At 50.7% G+C, this 10,658-nt stretch carries 6 protein-coding genes; 4 read left to right on the forward strand and 2 right to left on the reverse strand.

Features of this window, described 5'->3' with window-relative positions; genetic code table 11:
• The first annotated feature begins 195 nt into the window (after positions 1–195).
• Positions 196–4,296, forward strand: a complete 4,101-nt coding sequence (locus tag ACR6Z4_RS10430) for a TIR domain-containing protein (protein WP_479717201.1) — start codon at positions 196–198, stop codon at positions 4,294–4,296.
• A gap of 112 nt (positions 4,297–4,408) precedes the next feature.
• Here the strand turns inward: ACR6Z4_RS10430 and ACR6Z4_RS10435 are convergent, their stop codons facing one another.
• Positions 4,409–5,203, reverse strand: a complete 795-nt coding sequence (locus ACR6Z4_RS10435; RefSeq protein WP_479717202.1) for a toll/interleukin-1 receptor domain-containing protein — start codon at positions 5,201–5,203, stop codon at positions 4,409–4,411.
• 219 nt (positions 5,204–5,422) lie between these two features.
• Here ACR6Z4_RS10435 and lnt point away from each other — a divergent pair, with 219 nt between their 5' ends.
• Positions 5,423–7,045, forward strand: coding sequence for an apolipoprotein N-acyltransferase (lnt, locus tag ACR6Z4_RS10440; RefSeq protein ID WP_479717291.1), 1,623 nt, complete (start codon positions 5,423–5,425; stop codon positions 7,043–7,045).
• Here the strand turns inward: lnt and ACR6Z4_RS10445 are convergent.
• Positions 7,003–7,956 (reverse strand): OmpA family protein, encoded by a 954-nt coding sequence (locus ACR6Z4_RS10445; protein WP_479717203.1) that lies wholly within the window; start codon positions 7,954–7,956, stop codon positions 7,003–7,005. The genes lnt and ACR6Z4_RS10445 overlap by 43 nt on opposite strands.
• A 189-nt stretch (positions 7,957–8,145) precedes the next feature.
• Between ACR6Z4_RS10445 and ACR6Z4_RS10450 the strand changes: the two genes are divergently transcribed.
• A complete protein-coding gene (locus ACR6Z4_RS10450; protein WP_479717204.1) occupies positions 8,146–9,120 on the forward strand; it encodes an Rpn family recombination-promoting nuclease/putative transposase in 975 nt (324 codons plus the stop codon).
• 86 nt (positions 9,121–9,206) lie between these two features.
• On the forward strand, positions 9,207–10,607 hold the full coding sequence (locus tag ACR6Z4_RS10455; RefSeq protein WP_479717205.1) for a DUF697 domain-containing protein: 1,401 nt from the start codon (positions 9,207–9,209) through the stop codon (positions 10,605–10,607).
• The last annotated feature ends 51 nt before the right edge of the window (positions 10,608–10,658 follow it).

Raw genomic sequence — 10,658 nt, forward strand, 5'->3', positions numbered from 1 at the left:
GATTAGGCGCGATCGCCCTCGCTGTAACGGCTATATGTCTAACTTGCCAGATTGAGACCTCGGAGGTTTTGGGAAACCTCCGAGGTCTTGGGAAGAGGCGATCGCCCCACTACCTCGATTCCTGTAGGACTTGGTTATGGCTAGGAAAAAAGATATTGTACGGACAATGCTTTTCTCTAGCTGGAGGATCAGGTTGTGCAAGCGTTTCAGGATATTTTCATTTCCTATGGTCGGCGGGACAGCTTAGAGTTTGCAGCTCGATTAAATCGGCGGTTGGTCGATCGCGGGTTTACCGTTTGGTTTGACTACGACGATATTCCCTTGGGCGTCGATTACCAAAAACAAATTGATGATGGCATCGAGCGTGCCGATAATATTCTCTTCATCATCTCGCCCCATTCGATCAACTCGCCCTATTGCGGCTTAGAGCTAGAGCTGGCGCTGAAACGCGGGAAACGAATTATTCCCCTGTTGCATGTGGAACGGATTAGCTACGAAACCTGGTTAGAGCGCAACCCCAACGGCACCGATGCAGAATGGGTAGAATATCAAGCCAAAGGATTGCATGACCACTTTCAAAATATGCATCCGGTTTTGCGCAAGCTGAACTGGATCTATGTGCGCGAAGGGCAGGATGATTTTGAAGTGGCGTTTGCTGGGTTACTGGATCTGTGCGATCGCCATCACGACTATGTGCATCAACACACCTTGCTTTTAGAAAAAGCCCTGGAATGGGAACGCAATCAAAAGCGATCGCCCTTTTTACTCATCGGTGAAGAACGCTTGCAAGCAGAAGACTGGCTGAAGGTGCGCTTCAAGGACTCACAGCCGCCCTGTCTGCCCACCGACTTGCATTGCGAGTTCATTACCGAGAGCCGCAAGAATGCCGACAACTTGATGACGGAGGTGTTTCTCGCCTATGCCGAGGAGAATCGGGCAGCGGCAGAGCAAATTCGCAATAGTCTGCGGCGGGAAGGCTTTACAGTCTGGACAAACACCACCGATATCCAGGCAGGCAGCGAATTTCAGCAAGTGATCGATCGCGGCATTGAGGAAGCCGATAATGTTGTCTATTTGCTGTCTCCCGCCAGTGTGCGATCGCCCTGGTGCCAGCATGAGCTAGAGTATGCCCTATCCCTCAACAAACGGATTATTCCGGTCTTGGTGGAAGCAACATCCACCGATCAAACTCCTTTGAAACTGCGGAATCTGCACTATATTGACCTCACCGACAATACCCAAGAAGCCGACTATCAACTCGATGAAAGCCAGCTTTTACAAACGTTACGACAAGATGCGGCTTACCACGAAACCCATAAGTTGTTGCTTACCAAAGCATTAAAGTGGGAACGCCAACAACAGAACCCCACTCTTCTTCTCAGAGGTTATAACCTGCGTCAAGCCGAGGCGTGGCTCAAAGTCGCTAAACAGAACTCAGCCTATTTGCCGCTGCCATTGCAAGAAACCTTCATTACCGAGAGTTTGCGTCAACCGCCTGGACTTTCGTTGGATGTGTTTGTGTCTTACTCTCGTGCTGATTCAGGGTTTGCTCGGCAGTTGAATGATGCATTGCAAAGCCAGGGTAAACGCACTTGGTTTGACCAGGAGAGCATTGCCGCCGGGACGGCAGATTTTCAGCAAGAGATTTACCGGGGTATTGCCAGTGCCGATACCTTTCTGTTTATCTTGTCGCCCCGATCGGTCAGCTCGCCCTACTGTGCCGATGAAGTAGAATATGCCGCTAGCCTCAATAAACGGGTGGTGACGCTGCTGCACCAACCCATCGATCCTGCAACGCTGCATCCCGAACTAGCCAAAGTGCAATGGCTCGACTTCACCCAGCGCGATCGCGACTTTTCGGCTAACTTCACCGAACTGCTGCGCATTCTCGATACCGATACAGCCCATCTCCATGCCCACACACGATTGCTATTGGCAGCGATCGCCTGGGATAGCAAAGGACGCAAGGAAAGCTTACTGTTGCGCGGCGATGAATTAACCGATGCTGAACAATGGCTCATCCAGAGCGCAGGCAAACAGCCCCAACCCACAGAGTTGCAGCACAGCTACATTGCCAATAGTCGCTCAGTCGAAGATGCCAACCACCAGGCCAGCCAAATCCTCCAAGCTGCTGCTGCTAAAGGGAAACGGTTGGTTGCGGTAGGAGCGATCGCCGGAAGCATTGGTCTATTGGTGGCTGGGGTCGCGGGCTGGTTTGCGTTGCAAGCCGAAACGAAAATCAAGGTTGCCGAGGTGAGATTGCAAACGGCAGCATCTAATGAAAAGTCGCTATCTGGCAATAAATTTGGGGCATTGCTAATAGCACTTAAGTCAGGGCAAGCGCTCCAAACCCAATTTCGGGCAGAGAGCGCTGAATGGAACGAGTTGCAGCCGCGTATCATGGCAGCGCTTCAGCAAGCAATTACTGGAATTCAGGAGAAAAATACCCTCGAAGAACATCAGGATGTGATAGCTAGCGTCAGCTTTAGTCCCGATGGTAAGACGCTTGCCTCGGGCAGCTTCGACAACACCATTAAGCTATGGGATGCGGCAACAGGTCAGCTATTAAACACCCTCGAAGGACATCATAATGCGGTGAATAGCATTAGCTTCAGTCCCGATGGCAAGACCATCGCTTCGGGCAGTGGTGACAATACCATCGAGTTATGGGATATGGCAACGGGCAAGCTATTAAACACCCTCGAAGGACATCAAACCGTTGTTCGGAGCATCAGCTTTAGTCCCGATGGCAAGACCATTGCATCAAGCGGTGATGGTACCACCATCGAGTTATGGGACGTGGCGACAGGTAAGCTATTGAACTCACTCGAAGGACATCAAGACAGAGTTTGGGGCATTGGCTTTAGTCTCGATGGCAAAACGTTTGCATCGGGCAGTCATGACAACACGATCAAGCTATGGGACGTAGCGACGGGTAAACTATTAAACACCCTCGAAGGACATCAGGCTACAGTGTTTAGCATCAGCTTTAGTCCCGATGGCAAAACCCTCGCTTCGGGCAGTTATGACCAGACGATCAAACTGTGGGACATAGCGACAGGCAAACTATTAAACACCTTCGAAGGACATCAGGCTCAGGTGATGAGCATCCGCTTCAGTCCCGATGGCAAAACACTCGCTTCGGGCAGTTATGACCAGACAATCAAGCTATGGGACATAGCGACGGGTAAACTCTTAAACACCCTCGCAGGACATCAGGCTCCGGTGTTTAGTGTTAGCTTTAGTCCCGATGGCAAAACACTCGCTTCGGGCAGTGCTGATAAAACGATCAAACTCTGGAATGTAACAGATACCTCACTTCATACCCTGTCAGGACATCAAAATGCGGTGTCTGCGGTCAGCTTCAGTCCGAATGGTAAAACCCTCGCTTCGAGCAGTGATGACCAAACGATCAAGCTATGGGACATAGCAACGGGTAAGCTCTTGAGCACCCTTGAAGGACATCAGGCTCAGGTGGCTAGCATTAGCATTAACCCCGATGGGAAGACGCTCGCTTCCAGCAGTTATGACACCACCATCAAACTGTGGGATGTGGCGATAGGTAAGCTCTTAAGCACTCTCGAAGGACATCAGTTACCCGTGCTTAGCATCAGTTTCAGCTCCGATGGTAGGACGCTCGCATCGGGCAGTATTGACCAAACTGTCAAACTTTGGGATGTGTCGGCGGGCAAGCTATTAAACACCTTCGAAGGACACCAGGATAGAGTGACTAGCATTAGTTTCAGTCCGGATGGCAAGACGATTGCTTCAGGCAGTTTTGACAACACCATCAAGCTCTGGGACGTAGCAACGGGCAAGCTCTTAGACACTCTTGAAGGACATCAGAATGAAGTGACTAGCGTCAGTTTTAGTCCCGATGGTAAGACTATCGCATCGGGCAGTTTTGACTATACTATCAGACTCTGGAATGCGGAGACGGGTGAGCTCTTAAACACCCTCAAAGCACATCAGTCACCCGTGCTTAGCATCAGTTTCAGCCCGGATGGCAAGACGATTGCATCGGGTAGTTATGACAATACCGTTAAGCTACAGGAAGTAGCGACGGGTAGGCTATTGCACACCATCGAAGGGCATAAAGGTACGACTTGGAGCGTTAGTTCCAGTCCCGATGGCAAGACTATCGCATCAGGTAATGCTGACGGCACCATCCAACTTTGGGTTTGGGACTTCGATCGCCTGATGACCATGGGTTGCGATTGGATCAAGGACTATTTGATCACCCATGAGCGCGATCGCCCCCTCTGCAAAGGTTATGTGTCTAACTCGCCAGATTGAGACCTCGGAGGTTTTGGGAAACCTTCGAGATCTGGAGAAGAGGCGATCGCCCTCTATGTGACGACTATCTTCCGGCTGATCAATAGAATTGGGTGGTATGACTACAAAATAGCTAAGGGTTTACAACCGCATGAATCACGGCTTCCAATTCCTCTAGCCCACAGCCGACCGGACTCTGTGCCCATTCTAACAATGCCGGAACCCGCTGCCCTTGGGGGGCGATCGCAGGGGGCATCAGGGGAGGGGGTACTTTAACAGCATAGACAATGGAGTCAAAGGTGGGACCCGGCAAACTCGACAGCAATTGAAATAACTCCAACCGCTTTTGGGTCGATGATTTGGGTGCTTTCACGGGCGTTGAAGTAGCCGCAGACGGCGTGGTTTCAACAGCACTTGTCGATGGAGCGATCGCCGGATCGGGTGAAGGGCTTTCAGTTACTTGGGTTAAAGCTCTAAGAGAAGTTACTACTCGGCGAATACCTTGAACTACATTCAAAAAAGCTTCATCCTGATCATCCCAGCGCGTCACAGGTTTACCTTCTTTGGGCAATACTTGCAGTTTACTAAAGTGGCTAGTTTGCCAGTCTGATGGCTTCAAGATGATGGGAATAACTCGCGCAGTACCATCCTGATGACGTTCCATCGCTCTCCGCGTTTCTTCATCAAAGCAATAACGAGACGCTAAAAAGCGAGGCGTAATCAATAGCAAAATAATGTGTGCAGCTTCTAAAGCCTTTCGGATTTCGTCATCCCACTCTTCTCCTGCCTCAATATCACGATCTTGCCAGGGTTCAATTGCGCCTTCTCGTTTGAGGCTAGCAAGATGGACTTCCAGTTCTTCTTTCAGATTTTCATCTTTATGGGAATAGGAGATGAAAACCTTGAGGGGTACAGGTTTGTCTGTCATGATGGGGAATAGTTGCAGATTGCTTATTCTCCATCCACTATAATCTGACCCTTGCCTCCCTGCTACCCCACACATTAGCCCACTGCATCTGTCCTGATTTTTGTCACAATGAGAAGCGTTTGTTGACGTTCGGATGGATCTACTTTGAAGCTAACGCGACTCAAACAGAATTTACAGTTTCCCTGGAAACTGGCGATCGCTCTGGGGTCTGGCATTCTTATGGGGCTAACCCCTGCACCATTTAATGCCTGGTGGCTGGCGTGGGTGGCGTTGGCTCCCTTGTGGGTGTTGGTTTTTGGTGCGCCAGAAGACGGTGGCAATCGGGTCGAGTCTCCTAGCTTCAAGTCTCCGGTGCCGATTGTTCCCCGCACTGCGTTGCTCTATGGTGCCGCCTGGGGTATTGGCTATCACGGGTTCGCATTATTTTGGATTACGGGCATTCATCCGATGACCTGGATGGGGGTGAACTGGTGGGCAAGCTTGGCGATCGCTGCCTTTGCCTGGAGCTTTATTACCCTCTGTGGTGCCGCGATTCCAATGCTCTGGGCATGGCTAATGCTACAACTGCATCGGCTTTGGCAGACCACCGGGCAGGTTAAAACAACATCCTCATCCCCCCATCTCCCCATCTCTCCATCCCCGTTTCCTTCCGGGTTACGAGTCCTCATCGGCACTGCCCTGTGGTGCTTGCTAGAAAACTTATGGAGTAAGGGGTCTCTCTACTGGTCATCGCTGTCGTATACGCAAAGTCCCTATAACCTGGCAATTTTGCATCTGGGGCAACTGTCGGGACCGTTGTTAGTAACAGCCGCGATTGTCTCGGTGAATGGGTTGCTGGCAGAAGCCTGGATCAAACGAGTCCAAGATCAAGCATTGGGGATAGGCGATCGCTGGCTACGTTGGAGTATGCCGATCGCCTGGGGCGTGCTGTGCCATCTTGTTGGGGTTTGGTTGTATCTACAACCGTTGGCAGATGTACCGCAGATGGCATTAACCGTTGGGGTGATTCAAGGCAATATTCCCAATACCATCAAGCTCTACGAAGATGGTTGGCAGCGATCGCTGACGAACTATACCACGGGCTATCTAACCCTGGTCGAGCAAGGGGTTGAGGTGATTCTGACGCCGGAGACAGCCCTGCCTGTGCAATGGTTGGGAGAGATGCGCAAACGAATTTTGTTTTACAGAGCAGTGGTAGAAAAGGGTATCCCCGTTTGGCTGGGTGCCTTTGGTGGCGATGGTCGTTACCTCACCAATAGTTTGTTTACCGTCGCCGGAGATGGAGAAACGCTGAGCGAATATCGTAAGGTCAAGCTGGTGCCACTGGGAGAATATATTCCCTTTGAAAAATGGTTGGGTGGCTTGATCAATCGTTTGTCGCCATTGGAAGCGCATTTGCTGCCCGGTCAGCCCGATCAGCTATTTGAGACTCCCTTTGGACGGGCGATCGCGGCGATTTGCTATGAATCTGCCTTTTCAGAAATCTTCCGTTACCAGGCAGCTGCCGGAGGAGCCTTTATTCTGACGGCATCTAACAATGCCCACTACAGCACCACCATGCCTGCTCAACACCATGCCCAGGATGTGATGCGAGCCATTGAAACCGATCGCTGGGCTGCCAGAGCCACGAACACAGGCTATTCTGCCTTTATTGATCCCCACGGCAAAATGATATGGATTTCTGGCGTCAACACCTACGAAACCCATGCCGAAACGATATATCGTCGCCACACCCAAACCCCATACGTCCGCTGGGGCGATTGGTCAACCCCAATCATCAGTGCGATCGCCATTCTCGCCTACGGGGGATCAATGGTGATCTCAACCCGTCGATTACGCTGACGATTGACCGGCGAATCGTTTGCAGCAATCGGGTTGTATCTGCCATAGCCAGCCGTAATCCAGTGCAAGTTGCCGTCTGTGACCCGATTTGACAAATACTGTTTGACCGCTTGCGCTTGGGCAAACGAACGCGTGCGATCGGTTGTGGCATCAGTTTGTGAATCAGTGTAGGCAGCAATCCGAATGGTCGAATCCGGGTAAGTTTGTAAATCTGCCACAATGCTATCTAAAATCGCAGATGCACCTGTTCTCAATGACGTTTGATCCGTACCAAATAGAGCATCGCTGGGTAACGTGATCACCAATGTACCGGGCTGTGTTGCAGAGGCAGCCAGAACTTCAACCGGGGCAGTGGATGAACCATTGGTGCCAGCCAATGGAGTCGCGGTTGCGGCTGCTTCTGGGTTCAGTTGCTGCTCAATCTCCTGGAGCCGCGCTTCTAGCGATGCCTGATCCAGGCGATTGCCCAACCGCCCTTCAATTAACGCTGTGCGATCGCCTAAGGCAACCAATGCTTGCTTGATCTGGCTTAGCTCAGTTTGCAATTGCTGCCGTTCTGCTTCGGTCAGAGGCTTAACCGGGGCAGAACTGGGCGACGGGGTAGCAATTGACATAGGGCTGGGAAACGATGTGGGCTGCGGTTGACTCGCGGGATGAAGCGATCGCTCTACCCAATTTCCTGCCTCACCCATCCGTCGCAACGCCTTTTCTAAAAGCGGTGGTTCCTGGATCTGAGCCGGATAAAAATTGGCGATCGCAATCCCAACTAACCCTGCAACACTACCCCCAATTCCCAACAACAGCACTCGAAAAACTAGCACTAAGAAGGCATAGGCAGCATTAGTAGACCGCTTCGGCGGCACTTGCTTTTTCCCCAGATCTGGAGTTTGGGTGGTTGAAGATTCTGTCATTGGCTTGCCCCAACTGTTCACGCTATAGATGTCATGGCACACAACTTCGTATCATGACACACATCTCTAGATAGATTTTTTATCCCTCATACGATTAGATGAGAAGCGATAGGGATGAAACCCTTGCTCCTCCTTGATGCGTCGTGGGTTCTGTTTAAATAGATAATGATTTGGAATTATTCTGGATGAATGATTGACCACGATCGCCTATTTAAAGAACTGATTTCTACCTTCTTTCTGGAGTTTGTTGAACTCTTTCTACCGGAAGTAGGGACTTATCTAGACGCCGATTCTTGGGTGTTACTGGATAAAGAGCTGTTCACAGATGTTACGGCAGGTCAGAGATATGAGGCAGACCTGGTGATCAAAGCTCGGTTTAGAAAACAAGATTCCTTCTTCTTGATCCACACAGAACATCAAAGCCGCTCTGAACCGCTATTCAGCCAACGAATGTTTAGCTATTTTGCGCGGCTCCATGAGAAATATCGACTCCCTATTTATCCCGTGGTAATTTTCTCTCATAGTTCACCCAAACGAATAGAACCCAGTTCTTATCAGGTTGGATTTCCCAATAAATTAATTCTAGAGTTCCACTATGAGGTGATCCAGCTCAATCGCCTCAACTGGCGAGATTTCATCAACCAGCCTAATCCAGTCGCCAGTGCGCTGATGGCAAAGATGAACATCGCCCCAAGCGATCGCCCTATAGTAAAGAAAGAATGTTTGCGGCTATTAGCCACTCTACGCTTAGACCAAGCCCGAATACAGTTAATATCTGGGTTTATCGATACCTATCTGCGCTTAAATGCCGCCGAAGAAGCTGTATTTAGACAAGCGATCGCTACCATCGCCCCTACAGAACAGGAGAAGATCATGCAAATTGTCACCAGTTGGATGGAGCAAGGTATCCAGCAAGGAAGAAAAGAGGGGAGAAAAGAAGGAAGAAAAGAGGGGAGAAAAGAGGGGAGAAAAGAGGGGAGAAAAGAGGGTGAACTAGCCCTTGTTCTAAAATTGCTGACTCGACGTGTAGGGACGCTGACACCCGAATTGCAGAGGCAAATTCAGAATTTGGCGATCGCTCAGTTAGAAGCATTAGCGGAAGCTTTGTTAGATTTCTCAGCAGCAGAGGATCTGGTCAATTGGTTGCATGAACACACTCAATAGATTCCGGCTGCTGATACAGTAAGCGACAATAGAACTAAACGATCGTTCTTGCTTTTGCTTTGAATCAGCCCAACGCCACCCCACCTATGTCTACTGTCAGAGCCAACGATGCGCTGACCCGCTTTAGTGCGCAAGATACCCATCTCCAGCGAGCGCGTACCAGCCTCAAACAGGCGATCGCCCGCTATTCACAAAAACTTCGCCAGACCCAACGCAGCCCCCAGACCGTCGAATTACAGGCAGCGCTGAAAACCGATCTGGATGTGCTGTCTAATGCGCTTGACAAGTTGAACCATGCCGTCGTGAGAATTGCCGTCTTTGGCTTGGTCAGTCGCGGTAAATCGACCGTGATCAATGCTCTGTTGGGGCAAAAGATGTTGCAGTCGGGTCCATTGCATGGGGTGACGCAATATCCCCGATCAGTCTACTGGTCACCCGATATTTCTAACAGCCCCATTAATGTAGAACTAATTGATACGCCGGGGTTAGATGAAGTGGGGGGGCAGGTGAGAGCGGCGATCGCCCAGGATGTGGCTCAACAGGCAGACTTAATTTTATTTGTCATCGCGGGTGATATCACCCGTACCGAATACCTGGCACTGACGGAGTTACAACAATCGCATAAGCCAATTTTGCTCGTATTCAATAAAATTGACCTGTATCCCAACCAAGACCGTCAAGCCATCTATCGCAAATTACAAACGCTTTTTGCCCAGAGTGGGGACAGCGATCGCTTTCGACCTCGACTGGCACCTGAGGATATCGTTTTAATTGCGGCTGAACCTGCTCCCCTGGAAGTGCGTGTCGAATATCCCGATGGGCGGGTGGAATATGAATGGGAATCACCGCCAGCACAAATGGCTGAATTAAAACAAAAACTGCTGACGATTCTCCATCGCGAAGGGCAATCGTTGTTGGCGTTGAATGCATTGCGGCAAGCTCGGGATACAGAAGCGGCGATCGCCCACAAAACGATTCAATTGCAAAAACAAGATGCTGAAGATCTGATCTGGCAGTTTGCCAAATGGAAAGGCATTGCGATCGCCGCGAATCCTGTCGCCCTGCTCGATCTGGCGGGAGGTCTGCTAACGGATTTGATTATGATCCGGTCTCTGGCACGGCTCTATGGTTTACCAATGACCCGCTACGAAGCCAGTCGGTTATTGCATAGCATTCTTTGGAGCTCGGGTGGGTTATTAGCCAGCGAGGTGGGCAGCAATCTGTTGTTAGGTGTGGGTAAAAGTGCTGCGGCTCTGACCACGCTGTTCGATAGTCCGGCAGGGTTCATGGCATATTCAACAGCGGCAGTCGCTCAAGCCAGTTTAGCCGGGTACGGTTCCTATCGGGTGGGTAAAGCCGCACAACTGTATTTAGAACAAGGCTGCACCTGGGGCCCGCAAGGGGCAAATACGGTGATTCAAGATATTTTGAGCCAGGTAGACTCCGATACGGTGTTGCATCGACTACGGCGAGAGTTGCAGCAATAGTCTCATAGCAGCTGGTTAGGACGGGGGCAGTGCCCCCGTCCTAACCAGCCC

The organism is Calyptranema fuscum S582 (genome assembly GCF_055793305.1).

Excerpts from the sequence above, each read along its gene's own strand:
- ACR6Z4_RS10435 (WP_479717202.1), bottom strand. The coding sequence starts at position 5,203 with ATGACAGACAAACCTGTACCCCTCAAGGTTTTCATCTCCTATTCCCAT.
- lnt (WP_479717291.1), top strand. The coding sequence starts at position 5,423 with ATGGGGCTAACCCCTGCACCATTTAATGCCTGGTGGCTGGCGTGGGTG.
- ACR6Z4_RS10445 (WP_479717203.1), bottom strand. The coding sequence starts at position 7,956 with ATGACAGAATCTTCAACCACCCAAACTCCAGATCTGGGGAAAAAGCAA.
- ACR6Z4_RS10450 (WP_479717204.1), top strand. The coding sequence starts at position 8,146 with ATGATTGACCACGATCGCCTATTTAAAGAACTGATTTCTACCTTCTTT.
- ACR6Z4_RS10455 (WP_479717205.1), top strand. The coding sequence starts at position 9,207 with ATGTCTACTGTCAGAGCCAACGATGCGCTGACCCGCTTTAGTGCGCAA.